The following is a 22321-nucleotide window of genomic DNA, read 5'->3' as shown; positions in this document are numbered from 1 at the left end:
ATACCTATATTATAACCAATCCTGAGAAAAAAAGCAAGTCTTTTTTAAGGCAATACCGCACAAAGATTGTGCGTCAGATGCGTAGTCAGATTTTTTGTCAGATTGCATAAAAATTCCGCAGGCATACTGTCGTATGTCAAGGGATTTTTGTGTGATATGACGGAAAATCTGCAAGCAGATGGCGTGCAAAGCCGTCAGGCGGGCTTTGTGCGGTGTTGCCTTATATATTATAATGTATCGCCCTTATCAACATTTATAACAGCGTTATATCTTCCGTCAAATTCTGTGAGCCGTTTTGATATTTTTGCTTTTACCTCGCTGTCTGAAAGTCTGAAATCAAAAGGCACTACCACGTCAAAAATAAGATTTTCACGGTTTTCTCCCTTTGTCATTCTGAAATCGTGTATTGACAAGCACTGATCAATAGACTTCACAACGTCTGTTACTATCTTTTTAGTTTCGATAGTTTGCTCGTCATGATCTGCCACCGGATCCATATGTATAGACACTGCGCAGTGATATTTTTCTTTCATGCTATCCTCAAGATCGTCTATAAGCTCATGAGCCGCCATAAAGTCCATTTCGCATGGCACTTCAGCATGAAAGGAGATAACGGTATTCCCTACGCCATAATCATGTATGAGCAGATCATGGATACCGATTATCTCAGGAAAGCTCATTGCGGTATCAACAATATCCTGAACGAACTCCTTATCGGGCTTTGAGCCAAGAAGCGGCGAAACGCTGTCTTTGCAGGTCATAAAGCCTGAGCGGAAGATAAAGAGAGCAACGAGAACGCCCATATAGCCGTCTATGTTTATTCCTGTGAACGCAGAGAATACCATTGCAAGCATAACAGCTCCTGTTGCGGCGCAATCGGAAAGACTGTCAGCGGCAGAGGCGAAAAGCGAGGTAGAGTTTATCTTTTTTCCAAGCTTTCTATAGAAATACCACATCCAAAGCTTCACAGCCACAGAGCAGGCAAGTATCACAAAGGTCATTACCGAGAAAGCAAGCTTATCATGGGCAAAGATCTTTGAAAAAGAAGATTTTCCAAGCTCAATGCTCATCATCATAATAATAAACGAAATGACAAGACCTGAGATATACTCCATTCTGCCATGACCGAAGGGGTGGTCTTCGTCTGCGGCTTTGGCTGCCATTTTAAATCCCACCAGCGACATTATAGACGAGCCTGCGTCAGAAAGGTTGTTAAAAGCGTCCGCCATAACGGACACAGCACCTGACACAAATCCTGCAATAAGCTTACCGAGGAAAAGCATGATATTAAGGACTATACCAGTACATGAGCCCAGGTAGCCATATTTTTTTCGGACGTTTTTATCTTTCACGTTATCTCTGTCTTTTATGAATAATCTTACAAGAAGTGCTGCCATATGAATATCCCCTTTTGTTTACCAAAGTAAACTTATAAGTTTATCTACTATTATAACACATAATATTACAAAATCAAGTGCAAATGCTTATTTATATGGATATTCGCCGCAGCAGGCGATATGCAGCCATTTATTTCTCATTTCAACCACATAATAAAATTTTCTTTTCGCTATTGAAAAAATTTGTGCAGTGTGCTATAATAGTCATTAGCGTTAATCGTTTACATACGCAAAAAGAAAAGAGGTTATATAAAAAATGAGAAAATTCATATCGAGAGCTGCGGCTCTGCTTCTGGCAGGAGTTATGACAGCGGCTGTGGCAGGCTGCGGAAAAAACTCCGACAGCGAGGCAAAAGACACTGCAAAAAAATGGACGGAGCTTGACCAGACACAGATAACAGAAGCCATGGGGCTTGGCTGGAACTTAGGCAATCAGCTTGAAGCTTCCAGCGGCGGACTTCCCAGCGAAACTTGCTGGGGCAACCCTGAGATAACCAAAGAGCTTATCGACACTATAAAGGCGCAGGGCTTCAAGACAGTAAGAATACCTGTTTCTTATCTTGACATGATAGGCGACGGTCCTGACTACAAGATAGACACTGACTGGCTGGACAGAGTTCAGGAGGTCGTTGACTATGTTGTTAACAACGATATGTTCGCTATAGTTAATATGCATGGTGACGGATATTACACAGTTGACCACAGTTGGTTGCTTTGTGCTGAAGACGATGACAAGCAGACCGAGATAAAGGACAAGTACGGCAAGGTCTGGACTCAGATAGCAGACCGTTTCAAGGACTATGACCAGCACCTTATCTTCGAGTCCATGAACGAGGAATTCAACAACGATTACGGCAAGCCTGACGCCAATGCTTATGATAACATCAACGCATACAATCAGATATTCGTTGACTCAGTGAGAGCCACAGGTTCAAACAATGAAAAACGCTGGCTGCTTCTCCCTGGTTGGAACACCAATATCGAATACACAGCAGGTGACGATTACAACTTCAAGATACCGACCGACAACGGCTGCAAGGCTGACGGCAAGCGTATCATGATATCAGTTCACTATTATGACCCATTCAATTTCACTATTGACGAGAACAAGACCGCAAGAACTCAGTGGGGCAAATATGCGGTAAAGAATTATGACAACTGGGGTCAGGAGGATTATGTTGACAGCCAAATGGCACTTCTTAACGAGAAGTTTGTAAGTCAAGGTTATCCTGTTGTTATCGGCGAATTTGGTGCGCAGGACAAGACTGAAAAGTTTGCAGACTACAACGAGTTCAGACGCTACTGGGCTGAATATCTTATCAAGGCGGCAAAGAAAAACGGCGTTGTTTGTGTATACTGGGACAACGGCTACAACGGCAACAAGGGCTTTGGCATCATAAACAGATTTGACTACACTATCACACAGCCTGACCTTATCGCAGGCATGATGAGAGCCATAAACTCCACAGACGATTATGAGATCCCGTCACCGGCAGGCTACACAGAGGTAAGAAAGAGTGCAAAGGCTTCATAAGTCCACACAAATATGCTGACACATCTGTAGGGGCGAACAGCGTTCGCCCGCAATTCGCCCCTCTCATTTCATAAGACACAAACAAAAAAGCAGTACCTTTTCACGGGGACTGCTTTTATTATGCCATTGCGCAAATCCAACGGGCGAACACTGTTCGCCCCTACTTTTTGCTATTCTATCACAAGCTCTTCCTTTGCGGAGTCTGTTCCCTCGATATGGAAAGAATTGAGTACAGGCTCATCTCTGTTCATAAGGGAAAGTATCATATAGCTTGCTGTCTTGTCATAAGCAAGGCGCTTATCCTCGTCTGAGGGACGAGAAGGTGACTCAGGGTGTGAGTGCCAGTTGCCCAGAGGAACAAGTCCCTCCGCTCTCATGTCCTTGATAGCAGCAAGCTGCTCCTTAGGGTCAAGAGAAAAATGCTCGTTTGAGTGGTCTATGTTCGTGAGAAGATAGACCTTTTTTATTATCTTGTCACTGCCCTCTTTTACTCCGCCGATAAGACCGCAGGCTTCGTTTGGAAGCTCGCTTTCAGCGTGGTGCAGTATCTTTTCATAATCGCTTTTGCTTAGTTTTATCATAGATGTACACCGTCACATTCTGCCTGTTCATAGTCGATAAGCTCTGTGATAGTAGGGTTTTCGCCGCAAACTGCACAGCCCTTTGTATCCTGTGGGAGCTTTACCTTTCTGAACTCCATTTTAAGTGCGTCATAAGTAAGCAGATAGCCTGTGAGAAGCTCTCCGACACCAAGGATATACTTGATAGCTTCCATTGCCTGCAAACTTCCTATAACGCCGCCCATTGCGCCGATAACGCCTGCCTGCTTGCAAGTAGGAACAGCGTCCTTCGGAGGTGGGTTCTTGAACACGCATCTATAGCATGGTCCCTGACCCGGAACATAGGTCATGAGCTGACCCTTAAATCTGATGATACCGGCGTGTGAAAATGGTTTTTTAGCCATTACGCAGGCGTCATTAATAAGGAACTTTGCAGGGAAATTGTCAGTGCCGTCGATAACGAAATCATAGTCCTTGATTATATCCATGATGTTCTCGCTGTCGATAAAAGTACGATATGTATTCACCTTGACGTCAGGGTTGATAGCCTCCATTGTTTCCTTTGCGGAAAGGACCTTTGCCTTGCCAACGTCCTGAGTTGTGTGAATGATCTGTCTTTGCAGATTTGAGAGATCCACCTCGTCTGCGTCTGCAATGCCGATAGTGCCAACGCCTGCTGCGGCAAGATACATAGCGGCAGGTGCGCCAAGTCCGCCTGCGCCTATTATAAGAACCTTTGCGTTAAGGAGCTTTTTCTGCCCCTTTGCGCCAACCTCTTTAAGAATGATGTGGCGTGAGTAACGCTCGAGCTGTTCGTCTGTAAATGCCATTACTGTCCGCCTCCCATGAAGTAAAGAAATTCTACAACATCACCGTCTTTAAGAACTGTGCTTTCAAAAGCACCGCTCTCTACAAATTCGTCATTGATAGTTACTGTAACGTACTGTGGTGTTTCAACGTTCTCGTCGATAACGAGCTGTGCCACTGTAAGTCCCTCTGCAACGTCCTTTTTATTGCCTGATACTGTTATAGTCATGATACATTTCTCCTTAATCTATTGAATTTATTGTTTCGGCAAGCTGTGCTTTCTTTACAGTTCCCGTAAGTCTTGCTTTTTCCGCTCCGTCCTTGAAGAACACAAGTGTCGGAACGCTTGTGACGTTATACTTCTGAGCAGTTTCCCCGTCAAAGTTAATATTGAGCTTCACAAGCTTTATGCCCTCAGGGTTCTCCTCCTCAGTTTCCGCAAGAAGCGGTGACATTCGCTTACACGGAACGCAGGAATCTGAATAGAAATCTGCGATAACAAGCTTTCCTGCCTCGTTTATCTCGCTCTCGAAAGTATCCTTATTTGCTCTTACTGACATTAATCTCCCACCTTTTGTACGATAAGGTCATAAGTGCCGTCCTCATTGTCAATGAGCTTCAATATCTTGTGACCCTCTTCTTTAATGCTTCTTGGAACGTTCTGAACAGGCTCGCCGTCATTCATCTTAATGGAAAGGATCTGTCCGTCGTCAAGCTCCTCAAGAGCTACCTTTGCCTTGACAAATGTTGTCGGGCAAACCACTGTGGTGATATCCACTGTATCGTCTATTTTAAAATCAGCCATTGTTATAAACCTCCAGTATAGTATTTGTAAATTTCTCTCTGCCCACTCTGTCGATAGTGAACTTGAATCTTTCGCCAGCTTTTGCGTTATCGTCAAAGAACTGTATAGCGGTATCGCATATCTTCATAAGAGTTTCCTTATCCTCGATAAATGGGATAACAGTTTCGCCCTTGTTGATATGGTTGCCGAAAAGTCCGCCGAATGAAACTATATAGCCGTGGATAGTATCCCACGCTTCTGTAGGACAAGCCTTAAAGCAGCGTCCGCAGAAATTGCACTTCTCTTTGTCAAGGACTATCTTTCCGTCCTCCATTGTAAGCGCACCCTGACGGCAAGCCTTTACGCACACGCCGCAGCCGATACAATCAGCTTCACGCCATTCTACCTTTATGCCGCCCTTGATACCAACGTCATTTTCTTCCGCTTTAAGGCAGTTGTTCTGACAGCCTGTGATGCCGAACTTGAACTTATGAGGAAGCTCCCTTGCGAAATATCTTTCGTCAAGCTCCTTTGCAAGAGCGTATGTATCTATACAGCCGCTTGGACAGACCGCAGCGCCCTGACAGGCTGTGATAGTTCTTACTCTCGGCCCGCACACGCCCGGTTCTGTGTCGCCCTTTGCAAGTGCCGCCTTTACCTCGTCAATATCGTCAAGCTTTATAAAAGGTATCTCAACGCTCTGACGTGATGTAAGATGAACATAGCCCTCGCCGTATTTATCAGACACCTCTGCAATAGTTGCAAGCTGTTTTGCCGTAAGGTTTCCGCCCACAACTCTAAGTCTGAGTGAAAAATTATTCTTCTGCTTCTGGCGCATGAAACCGCCTTTTTTAAGTGTTGCGTAGTCAACTGCCATAGTAAATTCCTCCTAAAGTTTTTCTATGGACTGTTTAAAGTCCTCGATCAGATCCGATGCGTCCTCTATTCCGACGCTTATCCTTATTGTGTCGCCGAACACGCCTGCGTTTATCTTCTGCTCCTCGCTTCCGTGAGCGTAGATAGTACTTGCAGGGTGTATGACCAGCGTTCTTGTATCTCCGATATTAGTTGCATTTGTTGCAAGCTTCAAACCGTTTATAAGCTTGAATGCTCTTTCCTTGGAGCCTGCCCTTATAGTGAGTATAGCACCGCCCTTGCCGCCAAGTTCTTCCTGACAAAGGTCATAGAATGGGCTGGTTTTCAGTGCAGGATAGTTCACTTCAATGCCCTCACAGCTTTCAAAAAACTCCGCAAGCTTCAAAGCGTTGTGACAACATCGCTCCATTCTAAGACCAAGTGTTTCAAGTCCCACGCTGTTCATAAATGCGTTCATCGGAGCAAGACAGCCACCCACGTTTCTCCATATGCCGTTTCTCAGCTTTGAGATATAAGCAAACTTCCCGAATTTTTTATATTCTGCCAGACCCTTGAACTTATCATGATCCCATTTGAAGTTGCCGCTGTCTATTATAACGCCGCTTATGGAATTTCCGCCGCCGTTTATATACTTTGACGTGGAATGAACAACGATATCTGCACCGTAGTCAAATGGATTTATAAGATAAGGTGTAGCCGTTGTGCTGTCAAGTATAAACACTGCACCGTTTTCATGGGCAAGGTCAGCCACCGACTTTATATCAACTATTTCAAGATTAGGGTTTCCGATAAGCTCGGCAAAGACCGCTTTGGTCTTACTATTTATAATAGGGGCTATTTCCTCTTTTGTAACGTGCTTTACGAACTTGGTCTTGATACCGAATGCCGCAAGGTCGCCGAAAAGGTCGATAGTACCGCCGAAAAGACCTGCGCCGCATATTATCTCATCCCCTGCTTCAAGAATGTTCAGAAGCGACATTGTAACAGCCGCCATGCCTGATGAACACGCCACTGCACCAACACCTTTTTCAAGGGTATTCATTCGGTTCTCAAAAGCCGCCACTGTCGGGTTGCTTATTCTTGTGTAAGCATATCCCGGTGCTTTATTATTGAATACTTTTTCAAGCTGCTCAGCCGACTCCTGTGCAAAGGCACTCACCTGATATATGGGAGTGAGCGTTGAGCCTGTTGTTTTCTCAGGTTCAAATCCGCCATGGAGCAATTTTGTATTGAATTTCAAAGGAAACGCCCCCTGTTTTCTTATTATATAGCTATCACCGCCTGTCAAGGTGCGATGTTCTTTGTTACTGTAGATATTATACAACATAAATCATATAAAGTCAATAGGATTACTATAGATTTAACATTTCTTTTAAAATATGCCCTTATTTTTACGAAAACTCTTGACAGTTTGCTCAAAAAAGTATAAAATATATTATGCTGATAGGATTACTATGAATAATAGGATAAGTATAAAAAGCATGAGAGCAGACAATATTTGTTTGCTCAGGGAGGTGCAGAAATGAAAATTTCAACAAAAGTAGAATGTGGCATAATTGCCATTGCAGACATTGCAATGAACTCAGAAAACGGCGAAACAGTGACAGTATACAGCGTGGCAGAAAGGCGTGGACTTTCAGGAAAATATCTTGAACAGGTGCTTACTTCTCTGAGGCAGGCAAGGCTCATAAAAGGCATAAAAGGCTCTAGGGGCGGATATATACTCAACAAAAAGCCGGAGAAGATAACACTCAAAGAGATAATCGATGCTCTCGACCCATCGGTGCTTGGAAGCGATGTTGCGGTAGTAAATGACGAAAACACAGAATTTGCACAGGTGCTTGACGATTTTATATGGCTGAAATTAGAGAACAAGCTGAAAAGCTACACAGAATCTGTAACCCTCAGACAGCTTGTTGACTTCTATAATAAAGAATCAGGAGAGAACGTTTCAGAGCCTATGTATTATATCTGATTGACAAAAGTCGGTTTTCATTTTATAATTAGGGACAGAGAGTGTATACTATATATAAAGGATGTGTTTTTTATGTATGACGTTATAATAATAGGCAGTGGTCCTGCGGGGCTTACTGCGGCGATATATGCAGGCAGAGCAATGCTTTCCGCACTGGTGTGCGAAAAGGACTACATGGGTACAGGTCAGATATCTGTTACAGACAGAGTTGAAAACTACCCGGGTCTTTACGGCATAAACGGCTATGACCTGGGGGAAAAGTTCAGAGAGCAGGCTGAAACTCTTGGTGCTGAGTTTTACGAGGGTGAGGCTGAGAGCTTTGAGAAAACAGCCGAGGGCTGGAAGGTCACATTCAAGGACGGCTCTGTAAAAGAAGGAAAAACTGTTATTTACACCGCAGGCACTTCATATCGTCATCTTGACGTGGCAGGCGGTGAGAAACAGCGCATTTCTTACTGCGCAGTGTGCGACGGCTTCTTCTATAAGGATAAAGTTGTGGCTGTTGTGGGCGGAGGAGATACTGCACTTGGTGACGCACTTTATCTTTCAAAGCTTGCAAAGACTGTTTACCTTATCCACAGACGTGACGAGTTCAGAGCAAATAAGGCTTTGCAGAAAAAGGTCGCTGAAACAGATAATATCGTGCCTGTTATGAGTGCAGTTATAAAAGAGGTAACAGGGGGCGAAAATGCAGAGGGCGTTACCTATACGCAAAACGACGAGGAAAAGAACATTGCCGTGAACGGAGTGTTCTGCGCAATCGGAAGCGTGCCGAATACACAAGCTTTAGAGGGCGTTTGCGAGCTTGACGAAAGCGGATATGTGAAAGCAGGAGAGGACGGGATCACCACTGCAAAGGGTCTTTTTGTGGCAGGAGATGTCCGTACTACACCTCTCAGACAGGTAATAACAGCAGCGGCAGACGGTGCAAACGCACTTTCTTCTGCGGAAAAATATATAATGGAGCTGTAAAAAGCAAAACAAAGCGGTGTCGGAGCGTAAAACTCTGCACCGCTTTTTCTATATCCTTATACAAAGTAACCCCCGCAAAGGGCGACAGCGATTTTGCGGCAGTAGAAACTGCAGGTATAAATGTAGGGGCTGGCGCCCTCGACAGCCCGCTCTGGGGGCGGCAAGGTTTGGTTTTATCACGAATTTGTGTAGACGTGCCGTATAGTGTTTGAAACAATGTGCCAAACGTTGTGCGTAAACCGCAAAAAAGGACGCTGTCACCAACGCCCCAAATTGCTTTTATATATTCACGCTTTCCTTTTCAAGCAGGCTGTCTATAAACCTCTGAACAGGCTCCGGAGTTTCATACTGGGAAGCCGTCACCGCACAGATGCTCCTTGGCGGTATCTGCTCTTTTGTGTTCACCCTGAAAATGTTCCCTGCCTCTATCTCCGCCTTGGTGGTCGCATACTGCATGAAGCCTATGCCAAGATTGTTCTTTACCATTGGCATTACAAAGTTTATGGACGTAAGCTCAATATCAGGTCGCAAAAGCAGATTGTGCTGCCTGAATATATGGTCAAGATAGTTTCGGGTGGTGGTGGTGTTTTTAAGACAGATAAGCGGATATTTCACAAGCTCATGCAGGGATATCTCCTTGTCTTTAAGATAGGAAAAACCGTTTCCTGCGGCAACAATATCCTGAAGCTTCTTTATCACATTTATGTTAAGCCCCGTTTTATCCGAAAACGGCGAGGTAACTACCGCCACGTCTATTAGATTTGCCCTCAAAGCTTCTATAGCGTCAGGGGTGGACATACTGTCTATCTTTATCTGTATCTTCGGGTGTTCTCTGTGAAATTCTACAATGCGGTCGATAAGAAAGCTTTGCAGTGCCACCTCGCTTCCTCCAAGCCTTACTATTGCCCTGTCACGCTCGCTTATCAGCGCAAGCTCCTCCTCTGCCGAGAATATATGCTTGCAGGCTATGGATATATGCTTAAAGAGCATCTCTCCGCCCGTTGTCAGCTCTACACCCTTTTTTGACCGCACAAAAAGTTTACACCCAAGCTCGTCCTCAAGATTTTTTACGCATCGGCTTATGCTCGGCTGCGACAAAAACAGATAGTTCGCCGCCATTGTTATGTTCTGGAACTTTGCCACATAATAGAATATTTTGTAATGCTCGAAATTTATCTCTCTCATAAACCGTTTCTCTCCTCTCTATCCATACACTATGAGTATGTTTACAATAGAAAATATCTATTTGACATATGCTTATGATTGTATTATAATATATTCGTAGACAAAAAGCAAGTCTTACATCACTGCGCCCATAGGGGGACGCATACAAAAAATAGTTTTATCATGATAAAATCAATGACGATTGCATTCGACCGCTGGGGGTAAACGGTGTAGACCTTGTTATACCCTTATGAGGCCGGCATTCTTATTGGTTTTATTTTTTTGGAGGTGATAAAATGCTGGAGAGAATTTCCGAAAATCTTTCCGAGGCTATGCAAAACAAAGTAGCTTTCAGGATACCGATTTTCGGAGGCATACCCGTTCCTGTGTCCTGCGTGGTAACATGGATAATAATGGCGATACTTGTGATAGCTTCAATACTTCTCACAAGAAACCTTAAACTTATCCCTGACAGGAAACAGATGATGCTTGAATCATTCGTAGGCTTTCTCAGAGATTTCTTCAGAGAACAGCTTGGAGAAAAGGGTATGGCGTATTTTCCGTTCCTTGCGACTGTCATTATCTACATAGGCTTTGCGAACATCATCGGTCTGCTGGGCTTTACACCGCCTACAAAAGACTTGAATGTTACCGCAGGACTTGCGATCATGAGCATTGTGCTTGTGGAGGTTGCAGGAATAAGAGCAAAGGGAACAAAGGGCTGGCTGAAAAGCTTTGCCAAACCTGTGGCGATAATCGCTCCGCTGAATGTAATGGAGCTTGTTATCAGACCGCTGTCGCTTTGTATGCGACTTTTCGGAAACGTGCTTGCGTCTTATATCATCATGGAGCTTATCGACGCCGTTTGCCCGATAGTGATACCGCTGGCATTCTCGGCATACTTTGATATTTTCGACGGCTTCATTCAGGCATATGTTTTCGTGTTCCTCACGTCCCTGTTCATAAATGAAGCAATAGAGGACGATGACTAAGATAACAGAAATTCGGAGGTATGATCTATGTTAGTAGCAATCGGTGCGGCTGTAGCCGTTATTACAGGAATAGGAGCAGGTATCGGAATAGGTATCGCAACAGGAAAAGCAACAGAGTCTATCGCAAGACAGCCTGAGGCTAAAAAGGATATAAGAAGCTCACTGCTTCTCGGCTGCGCACTTGCAGAGGCAACAGCTATCTACGGCCTTATCGTAGCTATCCTTATCATCTTCTTCCTGAAGTAAGAGAATAAGCGTAGAAAAGTAAAAGAATAAAAACGGAGGTATATATCATGTTAGTAGCAATTGGTGCGGCTGTAGCCGTTATTACAGGAATAGGCGCAGGCATCGGAATAGGTCTTGCAACAGGAAAGGCAACAGAGTCTATCGCAAGACAGCCTGAGGCTAAAAAGGATATAAGAAGCTCGCTGCTTCTCGGCTGCGCACTTGCAGAGGCGACCGCTATTTACGGTCTTATCGTAGCTATCCTTATCATCTTCTTCCTGAAGTAATAAAACAAAACATCTTTATGAAAGGAGCATAGCTATGATAAGTCTTGATATAAGTTTGGTATGGGTAATAATAAATCTGCTGGTACTGTATCTGCTCCTTAAAAAGTTTCTTTTCAAGCCCGTGTGCAAAATGATGGACGAGAGGTCTGCAAAGATACAAAGCGACCTTGACGGTGCGGCACAGGCTAAGGCGGACGCTGAAAAAATAAAAGCTGACTATGAAGCTGAGATAGCCGACGCACACAGTCAGGCTGTTGAGATAACAAACAAGGCTAAAGCACAGGCAGGCAGAGAATGCGACCTTATGCTTGAAAATGCAAGAGCCGAGTCTGCTAAGATAATGAAAGAAGCTGAAAAGTCCATTGCAAACGAAAAGGAAAAGGCTATGGACGACGCAAAATACCAGATCGCAGACCTTGCTATACTGGCGGCTGCTAAGGTCATTAAGAAAAATGTGGGAGGCGACTCCGACAGAGAAACTGTTGATGAATTTCTCTCCGAGGTAGGTGCTGCCAAATGATCTTTTATCCCGAGGAAGTCTGCGGCAGAGTGCTTTTTGAGCTTTCGCCAAAGGCTGAGAGCGTAAAGGCTTCAAGAGAGCTTTTTGAAAGCTGTGACGAGCTTAAGGACGCTCTTGCAAGCCCTGCTGTGGAAATAAAGGAAAAGGAGAAAGTTATAGACAGGCTTTTTCCTGAGGACATGAGAAACTTTCTCAAGGTCATGTGTCAGTGGGGTCACATGGATAACATCATGGACATTTTTGACGCATACGATGATGAGGTCCTCAAAAGCAAAAATATACTTAAAGCTGAGCTTTACTGCGTCTGCCCGCCTGAAAAGGCACAGACGGATAAAATAAAAGAAACGCTGAAAAAGAAATACGGCGTGAGCGATGTTCTGCTGGAAGTGAATACCGACGAAGCCCTCATGGGCGGCTATCGTCTTGAAGTGAACGGGGTCGAGTATGACAAGAGCGTTCAGGGTATGATAAAGGCTTTGCAGAACAGGATATCAGGGAGGTGAACGGCTTGGCAGGTTCAAGCAGAAGCGATATTATCTCGGTGCTTAAAAGTGAGATAGCTGACTTTGAGGCGAAAACTCAGGTCAACGAAACAGGCAGGATAATATCCATAAATGACGGTATCGTAAATATTTACGGTCTTAATCATGCAATGTATGGTGAGCTTGTTGAATTTGAAACAGGCGTTAAAGGAATAGTTCAGAATGTGGAGAGAAAAACTCTCGGCTGCGTTCTTCTTGGCTCTGACCATGGTCTTACAGAAGGTTCAAAGGTAGTCAGAACAAAGAAAAGGGCAGGCGTCGGCGTTGGCGAAAAGCTTCTGGGCAGAGTTGTTGACGCTCTGGGCGCTCCTATCGACGGCATGGGCGAGATAGAGTATGACGACTACTACCCTATCGAGCGTGAAGCCGCAGGCGTTTGCGACAGAAAGTCTGTTACAGTGCCGCTGGAAACAGGTATACTTTCTATTGACTCAATGTTCCCTATCGGCAGAGGTCAGCGTGAGCTTATCATAGGCGACCGTCAGACAGGTAAAACTTCCATTGCTCTTGATACCATTCTTAACCAAAAGGGCAAGGATATGATATGCGTATATGTGGCTATCGGACAAAAAGCTTCCACAGTCGCAAAGTTCGTTGAGGATCTTAAAAAGCATGGTGCTATGGATTACACCATAGTTGTAACAGCTATGGCCAGCGACCTTGCGCCTTTGCAGTACATATGCCCATACGCAGGCACAGCAATGGCTGAATATTTCATGGATAAGGGCAAGGACGTTCTTATAGTATACGACGACCTTTCAAAGCACGCAGTTGCATACAGAGCAATGAGCCTGCTTCTGAAACGTTCTCCGGGACGTGAGGCTTATCCTGGAGATGTATTCTATCTTCATTCAAGACTGCTGGAGCGTTCATGCAGACTTGACGACGCTCACGGCGGCGGTTCTATCACTGCCCTGCCTATAATCGAAACACAGGCGGGCGACGTTTCCGCATATATCCCTACAAACGTTATTTCTATCACAGACGGACAGATCTTCCTTGAAACAGAGCTGTTCTTCTCAGGCGTAAGACCTGCTGTAAACGTTGGTCTTTCAGTATCCCGTGTAGGCGGTGCGGCACAGACCAAGATAGTAAAGAAAGTATCAGGCAATCTGCGTATCGACCTTGCACAGTTCAGAGAAATGGAAGTGTTCACACAGTTCAGCTCTGAGCTTGATAAGACAACGCAGGAGCTTCTCGACCATGGTCACAGGCTCGTTGAGATACTTAAACAGCCGCTTTATCACCCTTATTCAATGCACGAGGAGGTTATTATCCTCTGCTGCGCACAGCACAAGCTTTTGCTTGACGTGCCTGTTAAGGAGATAAGAAAATTCACTCTCGATATGCTTTCCTACTTTGAGGCAAATCACAGCGATATCATTGCCGAGATAAACGACAAAAAGGTCATGACAGACGAGCTTGACGCAAAGATAGTTGCTGCCGCAAAGGAATTTAAGCAGGGCAGATAAAGGCTCTGCACCGAAAGGAGGCATAAGGCATGGCAGGAATGAGAGAGATAAGAGAAAGGATCGCAAGCGTAAGCGAGATCATGAAGATCACAAACGCTATGTACCTTATCTCTTCCTCAAATCTGAAAAAAGCCAAGAAAAGGCTTGAAAACACCGAGCCTTACTTTGAAAAGCTCCAATCTACCATTCACCACATACTGCTCCACACACCTGAGTTCGAGCACAAATATTTTGACCAGCGTGAGGAGAAAAAGCCTGAGGACAAAATGATAGGCTACATAGTGGTAACAGCCGACAAGGGTCTGGCAGGAGCTTATAACCACAACGTTTTAAAGCTTGCAGAGCAGGAAATGGCTAAGCACAAGAACACCTGCCTTTTCGTTGTGGGACAGATCGGAAGACATTATTTTTCAAGGAAGAACGTGACCATCGACGCTGAGTTCCTTTACACGGCTCAAAATCCTACCCTTTACAGGGCGAGGGCGATCGCCGAAACTGTCACAGATCTTTTTGAGAGAAAATATCTTGACGAGGTTTATGTTATTTACACCAAGATGATAAATTCCATGGATATGGAGCCTGAGATGCTCAAGCTTTTTCCGCTGGAGCGTGAGGACTTTGAACACCCTCTGCAAAAGCAGGATCACGATATCGTGACGTTCAGACCAAGTCCTGAAAAGGTAATGGATCATCTTGTGCCGAACTACATGAAAGGTCTTATATTCGGCGTTTTGGTAGAGGCGTTCTCTAGTGAGCAGAATGCCAGAATGACCGCCATGAGCGGTGCTACCACAAGTGCTTCGGAGATGATAAAGGAGCTGTCATTGCAGTATAACCGAGCAAGACAGGCGGCTATCACACAGGAGATAACCGAGATCGTCAGCGGAGCAAATGCTCAAAAGGACGAGAGTTAAGGCTTTCGGGAAAGGTGTTGAGATTAAAATGGAAAAAGGAAAGATCGTTGAAATAATGGGACCTGTCGTTGACGTTGAATTTGAAAACGGCAAGCTACCTATGATAAAGGACGCTCTTACTGTACAGCTTGACGGCAAGACAAAGGTCATGGAAGTGGCTCAGCAGCTTGGCAACAACACTGTCAGAGCTATCATGCTTGCTTCAAGCGACGGACTTGAAAAGGATATGGAGGTCACTGCCACAGGCGCTTGCATAAAAGTTCCTGTAGGCGACGCTACCCTTGGAAGAATGTTCAATGTCCTTGGTGAGAGCATTGACGGCGGCGAGCCTGTCAAGGCTGACGACTACTGGGAGATACACAGAGAGCCGCCAAAATTTGAAGATCAGAAGCCTGCAACAGAGATCCTTGAAACAGGCATAAAGGTAATAGACCTTCTTGCACCATATGCAAAGGGCGGTAAAATAGGTCTGTTCGGCGGTGCAGGCGTTGGTAAAACTGTACTTATTCAGGAGCTTATCACAAACGTTGCCACAGAGCATGGCGGATATTCCATATTCACAGGCGTTGGTGAACGTTCAAGAGAGGGCAATGACCTATGGCACGAAATGACAGACTCAGGCGTTATCAAAAAGACAGCCCTAGTGTTCGGTCAGATGAACGAGCCACCAGGATCAAGAATGAGAGTTGCTCAGACAGGACTTACAATGGCTGAGTATTTCAGAGATAAGGAACATCAGGACGTACTGCTTTTCATAGACAACATATTCAGATTTGTTCAGGCAGGCTCTGAGGTATCGGCACTGCTGGGCAGAATGCCGTCAGCCGTTGGTTATCAGCCTACCCTTGCGAATGAAATGGGCGCTTTGCAGGAGCGTATCGCCTCAACAAAGCAAGGCTCTATCACATCTGTTCAGGCTGTATACGTCCCTGCGGACGACCTGACAGACCCAGCCCCTGCTATCACGTTCTCACATCTTGACGCAACAACGGTGCTTTCAAGAAAGATAGTTGAGCAGGGCATCTACCCTGCTGTTGACCCACTGGAGTCTACTTCAAGGATACTTGAACCTGACGTAGTAGGTCAGGAGCATTACGAAGTTGCAAGAAAGACTCAGGAGCTTTTGCAGAAGTACAAGGAACTTCAGGATATCATTTCTATCCTCGGTATGGAGGAACTTGATGACGCCGACAAGACGGCTGTTTACAGAGCAAGAAAGATACAGAAATTCCTTTCACAGCCTTTCCATGTTGCAGAGAACTTCACAGGCATAGAGGGCAAGTATGTTCCGCTGAAAGAAACTATCAGAGGCTTCAAGAAGATAATCGACGGCGAAATGGACGAATATCCGGAGGCTGCATTCCTTAACGCAGGCACTATCGACGATGTTATCGAAAAGGCTAAACAGCTTGAAAACGAGTGATGACCCTCACCGAAAGGAGAAGCTGAAATGGTAAAGACATTCAAGCTTGAAATACTTGCCAGCGACCACGTTTTCTATTCGGGAGAATGTGACGAGCTTATATTTCCGGGTCAGGACGGCTCTTTCGGAATACTGCCTAATCATCAGCCCATGATAACCTGTCTTAACGCAGGTGAGCTGCGTTTCAGAACGGGCGACCAGTGGCACTATGCGGTGGTAAGCGATGGTTTTGTGGAGATAATGCCGTCATATGTGACGCTTCTTGCGGACACTGTGGAACGTCCTGAGGAGATAGACGAAAAGCGTGCCGAAGCCGCTAAGGAGAGAGCTGAGGAGAAGCTCAGGCAAAAACAGAGCATTTCGGAATATTATCACACGCAGGCGGCTCTTAACAAGGCTGTGGCAAGACTTAAGATATCAAGCAAGTATACAAAGCATAAGATAAATATTTAAGTTCACAAAAAGTTTACATTAAAAGTATAACAGGCTCTTGACAAAATGTCAGGGGTCTGTTATAATATTAGAGCATTCGTATCTAAAGACAGTTGGCAGCAGGAAACTGCGGAAGTCCAGCCGAGGAAAGGAATAGCAAAGTAATTATGACTTTGTATCTCTTTTGTCTTGCGACGAAAGGGATTTTTCTTTTGTTAGTTTACGGTTTGCGTAAATTAGTTCAAAGAGGTGAAATTGAAATGCCAAGCGAAAAGACATTGTCCGCTAAGAAGGAAAGAGTTGCACAGCTCGTTGAAATGCTCAAGAACTCTGCTGCAGGCGTACTCGTTGATTACAAGGGTATCACTGTTGAAGAGGATACAAAGCTCAGAAAAGAGCTGAGAGAGGCTGGCGTAAGTTATTTCGTTGAGAAGAACACTATCCTGAGATTTGCTCTTAAGGAAGCTGGTCTTGACGGTATCACAAACGTACTCGAGGGTACAACAGCTATCGCTATCTCTAACGACGACCAGACAGCTCCTGCAAGAATACTCGGTAAGTTTGCTGAGGACTGCAAGGACGAAAAGTTCTTCCTCAAGGCCGGTTACATCGGCGAGGACGTTTACGACGAGGCAGGCGTTAAGGCTCTCTCGAAGATCCCTTCAAGAGAAACTCTGCTCGCACAGCTGGTTGGTTCCCTTCAGGGTCCTATCCAGAAGCTTGCCGCAACACTTCAGGCTGTTGTGGACAAGGACAACGAGGCTGCATAATTTATATGCCGCTTAACGAATGGGCTTTGACCCGAAAAATTATTTAATAAAAAGGAGATTTTTATCATGGCTTCAGAGAAGATTATGAATTTTGTAGAAGAGATCAAGAAACTTTCCGTTCTTGAGCTTTCAGAGCTTGTTGACGCTATCCAGGAAGAATTCGGTGTAACAGCTGCTGTTGCTGCTGCTCCAGCTGCCGGTGCTGCTGGCGCTGCTGCTGAGGAGAAGACAGAGTTCGACGTAGTTCTGACTTCATTCGGCGATGCTAAGATGGCTGTTATCAAGGCTGTTAAGGAGATCACAGGTCTTGGTCTTAAGGAGTCTAAGGAACTCGTTGAGAGCGCTCCTAAGGCAATCAAGGAAGGTGCTTCAAAGGCTGACGCTGAGGAGATCAAGACAAAGCTTGAGGCTGCCGGCGCTTCTGTTGAGCTCAAGTAATTCTGAGTTTGCACAAATAATTAAAGGACTTCGTAATGAAGTCCTTTTTTTGTTGCTAAATTTCTGAATGTTGATGCGTTTTTTTCATGTAGGGGACGGCGTCCTCGACGTCCCATTTCGGCGGACGGTGATGTTTGGATCTGTACAAACCATGTGGGCGAACACTGTTCGCCCCTACATTTATTTACACACTTGCGTGATATGCTTTGGCTTAGAATATTTTGCCCATTAAGACAGTAATACCGCCTATCATTGCAGCCGGGATAGCAAGACCTACGATACCAATGACAGCGAATTTCAGGTGAAACCAGTAATCCTTATAGGCGTCGGTCATATCCTCAGTACCCTTTATCATCCAAAACTTCTTTGAATGGCAGAACCAACAGCAGTCGATGAAGATCGCATCTGTCCACGAGATAGCATTAAAGAATATGTAGCTTTGCCAAAATGCAGGCCAAAACGATCTTTCGCCGTTGATAACGAATATAGGGATAATGAAGAGAACGAACATCACAAGTGTGCCAAGAAGGTCATTCCTTCTGCCCTTGCGTTTCATTTCCTTTTTATCAGGCATAAGACCGAGTTGCTCGACTCTTTCCTGAATTTTCGGCGGATAGTCGCTTATCATAAAGAGAGCACCGTTCAAATGGAACAATATGAGCATAAAGCCCTGATAGATAAGTGTAACAATAAGAGTTTCGATCGTGATTTTTAGTACCATTTTTTATACCTCCATACTAGGCTCGCCAGTCACATAGGCTTTCATGAGCCAAACTATCATTTTAAAATTCTCTTCAAGCACTTCTTGGTGCATAGAGTCTTTGTTTTCCACCGCATATTCTATCATTTTCGGGAAGTTTGCCAGCACACGGTAGTCGATACCCTCTCTGACATTTTCCAGCATTGACAGGATAGCTTTGCCCACCTCGACTTCTTTTTCGGGGCGGAACAGCTCCTCAGACGGTATTTTCTCTCTTATCCACTTCATATCCCTGCGGCTTATGTGGAACATAGGGTTTTCCTGTTGTTTATAGAGGGTCATATACCACTGCAACATTTCATTTACCGACAGCTTACCTTTTTTCAGTTCTGCGGCAGCTTTCAAAGCGTCCAATCTTTCGTCGGTATAGTCGTTATAGATCTCGATTATGAACCGTTGTTTTGAGGGAAAGAAGTTATAAAACGTACCCTTTGCGATACCGGCAGAGGCGGCAAGCTCCTCGATATTCATACCTGTTATGCCTCTTTCCAGCATCATTTCCCTGCCCTCTTTCAAAAGCTGGGCTTTTATTTCCGTTTTTTTCTCGGGCGTAAATATCTGCGGCATTTTTTCATCTGCTTTCTTCACATGGTTAAATGACTTTTTGATTAAATCGTCATTTACATATTAGCACTAACTAACTAATTTGTCAAGGGCATAGCTTGATTATATACAAATAAATATGTGTCATGCATTTTATGAATATTCTATATTTTCTGAAAAAAAGCCTTGACAACGAGGAAAATAAATGCTATAATAATTAAGCTGAATGACACGGAACACGAACAAAACGAAAGAGTTCAGCGAAAAGAATAGCAAATGCGGCAGTGCTGGAATTGGCAGACAGGCACGTTTGAGGGGCGTGTGTCCTTGACGTACGGGTTCAAGTCCCGTTTGCCGCACCAAGTTAGAAAGCCTGCAAATCCTTTATTTACGAGGGTTTGCAAGCTTTTTGTTTTATGTAGATTTTGCGTTTGGGTGTTGTTTGGGTGTTACTGTGATAAAAATTTAAGGAGCAGGCTTTGGCTTGCTCTTTTTTTATTCCGCCTTACGCCTATTCTCCCCCGTGAGGATATCCGCCACAACTCCGAGAGCTTGTGCCTCTCTGTCTTGAAAGGCGGCTGCGTATATGTCAAGGGTGGTGCTTGCCTGCGAGTGTCCGAGAACGCTTTGAACTGTCTTGACGTCAACGCCTGAGCTTATGAGCAAGCTTGCGTTTAAGTGTCTGAACGAATGAAGATTGACCTTTGGCAAGCCGTATTGCTCACAGGTCTTTGTTAACCAACTGAACGGCGTTGCTCCGTGCATTTGGTGTCCGTCCCAAGTGGTGAAAAGCCTGCTCGTGCTGTGCCATTTGTCACCAAGCTTTAAACGCTGTGAAAGCTGTTCGTTTCTCAACTGCTTTACTGTGAATATCACGCCGCTGGGCAGGGTCAAGGCTCTTACAGACTTGCGGCTCTTTGGCTCTGTGTCATAATAGCCACGCTCTTTTGAATAGTGAACAGTTCTGCGGATATGCACAATGCCCGTGTCAAAGTCTATATCTTTCCACTCAAGACCGAGTATCTCACCCCTGCGAAAGCCGCCAAACATAGCAAGCTGAAAGAAAGCTTTGTATTTTATTGGCGTATCGTCACGATCGAGTATATCAAGAAAGCGTTTAGCCTCGTCTATGGTGAACATTTTATGCTCCGCCTGCGGCATTTTTGCAAGGGTTTTCCTTGATAGCCTTGATATGCACGGCATAGTCAAACACACTCGACACGAACGAAACATAATTCTTTATAGTCTTTGGCGAAAGCATTTTATCGTCTGTACGCTTATCAAAGAGCTTTTGACAAGGCTCTCCCAATGCTGCGGATATCTTTTCGGCGTTCTCCCACTTTATAAGCTTGCTCTCTGCGGCTGATTTAATGGTCTGTGAGCTTACGCCTGCTTGCTCTGCAAGGCTTTTCTGTGTCATACTCTTGCGGCTGAGTACGGCTTTTAAATCGCCTTTGAAAGCTGCATTTGCGGTCTTTTCAACGTGCTGTTTACCAAGCCAAGCTATAAAGCCGTCTATCTCTCGTGGGGTTATGCGGTCTATACGCAAGTGACCGAGCTTTTCATACACTCGTGGGGTGTATTCTCTGCACCGCTCAACGGTGGACTGCCTCCGTCAGCACGAAGAAAGCTCTTCTATGATCATATCTTTCTCGCTTCATAATTCTTGTTCGTATAAAATGTGTCAAGTGATATTGACAAAACCAATTTACTGTTGCTTTGAAACAATTTTCTTGATATTATTTGTCGTTTTCTGTTGAAATATAACTAAATATGTGGTATAATATATAATAAAATGGTATATTGTTTTTATAATGATTAATCGGAATTTGTCGAGATGATTTGCTCTATATTTTAATAAAAGGATAAGTAAAGTGTCTGGATATTAAGGAGGTTACGACGCATAAAATGAGTATAGCGAAATTACCAAGTGGACACTATAGGGTTCGTATTTGGGCTAAAAGAAAACTTTACGGAAAAGTTTTTGACACATTAAAAGAAGCAGAAGAATATCAAAGCTTTATTATTAGAAATAGAGATATGATAGGAAAAGCTGAAAATGTATTTATTGAAGATCTGACAATTAGTGTTAAAGTTGATAATCTCTTAGATGGATATGGAAAGATAAAACAGCAATATATAAATGATGAATTATGTAAAATAGACAAGATGTCTGGAACAGCATTTGAAGAATACTGTATTATGTTATTAGAAATATCTGATGTGCTACCTAAATCAAATTATTCAAAAACTAGAAAAAGTGGTGATTATGGTGCAGATATTATAATTAATCATTGTAACAAAGTGAAAGTAAGCGTTCAATGTAAAAGGCTCAAAGATAATCCTGTTAGAATAGAAGCAATTCAAGAGGTAGTTGGTAGTAAAAAAATCTATCACACAAATAAATGCATGGTTATTACAAATAGTAGATTTACAGAAAATGCTGTTTCACTTGCATTAGCTAATGATGTATTACTAATTGACAGGGAAAGACTAATCAAGTTGATAGAATTAAAGTACGAGAAATGTAAAAAAATTAATAGCGGAAAATACTGGAGCGAACTATGTGAAGTGCTTAGTTGATTAGATCAATAACGTGTATAGATATATTCTGATTTATCTCAATAACATTTCAGATAACTGTATCATCAAAATTCCACCACCCCACCCATTCCAACCAAGGAGGGCAACCTGATGACTTATACCACAACCAAAGTACAAGCCTTAAAGAGCTATCCTACATATCAGTTTTATGCACAGGCTGACCAAAGGTCGAATGATACTGACAGCGTATAAGTACCGTTGATTTCTCTGCAAGGTATCGCTCCGAAGAGAGATGCCGCAAACTGTTTTTGGTTTCGCTTTCCACACGGAACTTGCAACGTTGCATATGTTCATCTTAAATTCAAAGGCGTTTATCATCGGAACTTATCA

28 protein-coding genes, 1 tRNA gene and 1 other annotated feature are annotated in these 22321 nt (G+C 44.1%); of the genes, 16 read left to right on the top strand and 13 right to left on the bottom strand.

The features are described 5' to 3' along the window. Nucleotides 1-227 precede the first annotated feature (227 nt). Nucleotides 228-1397: a cation diffusion facilitator family transporter gene (locus DW015_RS06290; RefSeq protein ID WP_117904943.1), complete on the bottom strand. Its 1170-nt coding sequence runs from the start codon at nt 1395-1397 to the stop codon at nt 228-230. 256 nt (nt 1398-1653) lie between these two features. Here DW015_RS06290 and DW015_RS06285 point away from each other — a divergent pair, with 256 nt between their 5' ends. After that, nucleotides 1654-2931 carry a glycoside hydrolase family 5 protein gene (locus DW015_RS06285; RefSeq protein ID WP_117904941.1) on the top strand — a complete coding sequence of 426 codons (1278 nt, stop codon included), beginning with the start codon at nt 1654-1656 and terminating at the stop codon, nt 2929-2931. A gap of 170 nt (nt 2932-3101) precedes the next feature. Here DW015_RS06285 and DW015_RS06280 read toward each other — a convergent pair whose 3' ends face one another. From DW015_RS06280 to DW015_RS06250, 7 genes are read right to left on the bottom strand one after another with little or no spacing between them, the layout of a single operon-like run. Next, a complete protein-coding gene (locus DW015_RS06280) occupies nt 3102-3512 on the bottom strand; it encodes a M67 family metallopeptidase (protein WP_117904939.1) in 411 nt (136 codons plus the stop codon). Beyond that, complete coding sequence (gene thiF, locus DW015_RS06275; RefSeq protein WP_117904937.1) at nt 3509-4321, bottom strand: thiazole biosynthesis adenylyltransferase ThiF; 813 nt, start codon at nt 4319-4321, stop codon at nt 3509-3511. The genes DW015_RS06280 and thiF overlap by 4 nt, the downstream gene beginning before the upstream one ends. Further along, entirely contained in the window at nt 4321-4527 is a 207-nt protein-coding gene (gene thiS / locus DW015_RS06270; protein ID WP_117904935.1) for a sulfur carrier protein ThiS, read from the bottom strand. Before thiS ends, thiF begins: the two co-directional genes overlap by 1 nt. A gap of 13 nt (nt 4528-4540) precedes the next feature. Then, complete coding sequence (locus DW015_RS06265) at nt 4541-4858, bottom strand: thioredoxin family protein (protein ID WP_117904933.1); 318 nt, start codon at nt 4856-4858, stop codon at nt 4541-4543. Beyond that, nucleotides 4858-5103, bottom strand: coding sequence for a sulfurtransferase TusA family protein (locus tag DW015_RS06260; protein ID WP_022288185.1), 246 nt, complete (start codon nt 5101-5103; stop codon nt 4858-4860). Before DW015_RS06260 ends, DW015_RS06265 begins: the two co-directional genes overlap by 1 nt. Beyond that, entirely contained in the window at nt 5096-5959 is an 864-nt protein-coding gene (locus DW015_RS06255; protein ID WP_038672496.1) for a 4Fe-4S binding protein, read from the bottom strand. The genes DW015_RS06260 and DW015_RS06255 overlap by 8 nt, the downstream gene beginning before the upstream one ends. A 12-nt stretch (nt 5960-5971) precedes the next feature. Beyond that, entirely contained in the window at nt 5972-7198 is a 1227-nt protein-coding gene (locus DW015_RS06250; protein ID WP_117904931.1) for a PLP-dependent transferase, read from the bottom strand. A 282-nt stretch (nt 7199-7480) separates the two neighbouring features. Here DW015_RS06250 and DW015_RS06245 point away from each other — a divergent pair, with 282 nt between their 5' ends. Then, a complete protein-coding gene (locus DW015_RS06245; protein WP_117904929.1) occupies nt 7481-7933 on the top strand; it encodes an Rrf2 family transcriptional regulator in 453 nt (150 codons plus the stop codon). Between the two features lie 72 nt (nt 7934-8005). Further along, entirely contained in the window at nt 8006-8905 is a 900-nt protein-coding gene (locus DW015_RS06240; protein WP_117904927.1) for an FAD-dependent oxidoreductase, read from the top strand. 279 nt (nt 8906-9184) lie between these two features. Here DW015_RS06240 and DW015_RS06235 read toward each other — a convergent pair whose 3' ends face one another. Continuing rightward, complete coding sequence (locus tag DW015_RS06235) at nt 9185-10090, bottom strand: LysR family transcriptional regulator (RefSeq protein WP_117904925.1); 906 nt, start codon at nt 10088-10090, stop codon at nt 9185-9187. Between the two features lie 275 nt (nt 10091-10365). Between DW015_RS06235 and DW015_RS06230 the strand changes: the two genes are divergently transcribed. The 11 genes from DW015_RS06230 to rplL all read left to right on the top strand — a co-directional run bounded on the left by DW015_RS06230 (nt 10366) and on the right by rplL (nt 18084). After that, a complete protein-coding gene (locus tag DW015_RS06230) occupies nt 10366-11061 on the top strand; it encodes a F0F1 ATP synthase subunit A (protein ID WP_022288191.1) in 696 nt (231 codons plus the stop codon). A gap of 27 nt (nt 11062-11088) precedes the next feature. Continuing rightward, nucleotides 11089-11307, top strand: a complete 219-nt coding sequence (atpE, locus tag DW015_RS06225) for an ATP synthase F0 subunit C (protein WP_022288192.1) — start codon at nt 11089-11091, stop codon at nt 11305-11307. Nucleotides 11308-11354: 47 nt separating this feature from the next. Next, the gene (gene atpE / locus DW015_RS06220) at nt 11355-11573 is read left to right on the top strand and encodes an ATP synthase F0 subunit C (protein WP_022288193.1); all 219 of its coding nucleotides are present in this window, start codon (nt 11355-11357) and stop codon (nt 11571-11573) included. Nucleotides 11574-11607: 34 nt separating this feature from the next. After that, nucleotides 11608-12093 (top strand): F0F1 ATP synthase subunit B, encoded by a 486-nt coding sequence (atpF, locus tag DW015_RS06215; RefSeq protein WP_046441676.1) that lies wholly within the window; start codon nt 11608-11610, stop codon nt 12091-12093. Further along, nucleotides 12090-12596, top strand: a complete 507-nt coding sequence (gene atpH / locus DW015_RS06210; RefSeq protein ID WP_038672505.1) for an ATP synthase F1 subunit delta — start codon at nt 12090-12092, stop codon at nt 12594-12596. Before atpF ends, atpH begins: the two co-directional genes overlap by 4 nt. Further along, entirely contained in the window at nt 12593-14107 is a 1515-nt protein-coding gene (gene atpA, locus DW015_RS06205) for a F0F1 ATP synthase subunit alpha (protein WP_337399820.1), read from the top strand. The genes atpH and atpA overlap by 4 nt, the downstream gene beginning before the upstream one ends. Nucleotides 14108-14136: 29 nt before the next feature. Continuing rightward, on the top strand, nt 14137-15021 hold the full coding sequence (atpG, locus tag DW015_RS06200; RefSeq protein ID WP_038672510.1) for an ATP synthase F1 subunit gamma: 885 nt from the start codon (nt 14137-14139) through the stop codon (nt 15019-15021). A 28-nt stretch (nt 15022-15049) separates the two neighbouring features. After that, entirely contained in the window at nt 15050-16444 is a 1395-nt protein-coding gene (gene atpD, locus DW015_RS06195; protein WP_022288198.1) for a F0F1 ATP synthase subunit beta, read from the top strand. 27 nt (nt 16445-16471) lie between these two features. Then, the gene (locus DW015_RS06190) at nt 16472-16897 is read left to right on the top strand and encodes a F0F1 ATP synthase subunit epsilon (protein ID WP_117865184.1); all 426 of its coding nucleotides are present in this window, start codon (nt 16472-16474) and stop codon (nt 16895-16897) included. A gap of 64 nt (nt 16898-16961) precedes the next feature. Next, nucleotides 16962-17095 (top strand) — a sequence feature (ribosomal protein L10 leader region). A 41-nt stretch (nt 17096-17136) separates the two neighbouring features. Then, nucleotides 17137-17646 carry a 50S ribosomal protein L10 gene (rplJ, locus tag DW015_RS06185; RefSeq protein ID WP_022288200.1) on the top strand — a complete coding sequence of 170 codons (510 nt, stop codon included), beginning with the start codon at nt 17137-17139 and terminating at the stop codon, nt 17644-17646. Between the two features lie 66 nt (nt 17647-17712). Further along, nucleotides 17713-18084 carry a 50S ribosomal protein L7/L12 gene (gene rplL, locus DW015_RS06180; protein ID WP_022288201.1) on the top strand — a complete coding sequence of 124 codons (372 nt, stop codon included), beginning with the start codon at nt 17713-17715 and terminating at the stop codon, nt 18082-18084. A gap of 211 nt (nt 18085-18295) precedes the next feature. Here rplL and DW015_RS06175 read toward each other — a convergent pair whose 3' ends face one another. Next, entirely contained in the window at nt 18296-18805 is a 510-nt protein-coding gene (locus tag DW015_RS06175; protein WP_117904923.1) for a hypothetical protein, read from the bottom strand. 3 nt (nt 18806-18808) lie between these two features. Beyond that, nucleotides 18809-19432 carry a TetR/AcrR family transcriptional regulator gene (locus tag DW015_RS06170; RefSeq protein ID WP_207659359.1) on the bottom strand — a complete coding sequence of 208 codons (624 nt, stop codon included), beginning with the start codon at nt 19430-19432 and terminating at the stop codon, nt 18809-18811. 233 nt (nt 19433-19665) lie between these two features. On the opposite strand from DW015_RS06170, the gene DW015_RS06165 reads away from it, so the two are divergent. Next, nucleotides 19666-19749, top strand: a tRNA-Leu gene (locus DW015_RS06165). A gap of 133 nt (nt 19750-19882) precedes the next feature. Here the strand turns inward: DW015_RS06165 and DW015_RS06160 are convergent. Continuing rightward, a complete protein-coding gene (locus DW015_RS06160) occupies nt 19883-20527 on the bottom strand; it encodes a site-specific integrase (protein WP_181979860.1) in 645 nt (214 codons plus the stop codon). Nucleotide 20528: 1 nt separating this feature from the next. Then, nucleotides 20529-20957 carry a helix-turn-helix transcriptional regulator gene (locus DW015_RS06155; RefSeq protein WP_117904917.1) on the bottom strand — a complete coding sequence of 143 codons (429 nt, stop codon included), beginning with the start codon at nt 20955-20957 and terminating at the stop codon, nt 20529-20531. A 338-nt stretch (nt 20958-21295) separates the two neighbouring features. Here DW015_RS06155 and DW015_RS06150 point away from each other — a divergent pair, with 338 nt between their 5' ends. After that, nucleotides 21296-21970 (top strand): restriction endonuclease, encoded by a 675-nt coding sequence (locus DW015_RS06150; RefSeq protein WP_117904916.1) that lies wholly within the window; start codon nt 21296-21298, stop codon nt 21968-21970. Nucleotides 21971-22321 lie beyond the last annotated feature (351 nt).

This window comes from Ruminococcus sp. AF37-20 (assembly GCF_003460465.1).
Lineage (GTDB): Bacteria > Bacillota > Clostridia > Oscillospirales > Ruminococcaceae > Hominimerdicola > Hominimerdicola aceti.
The sequence above is the reverse complement of the archived record's forward strand: the minus strand, read 5'-3'. Positions and strand labels throughout refer to the sequence as shown.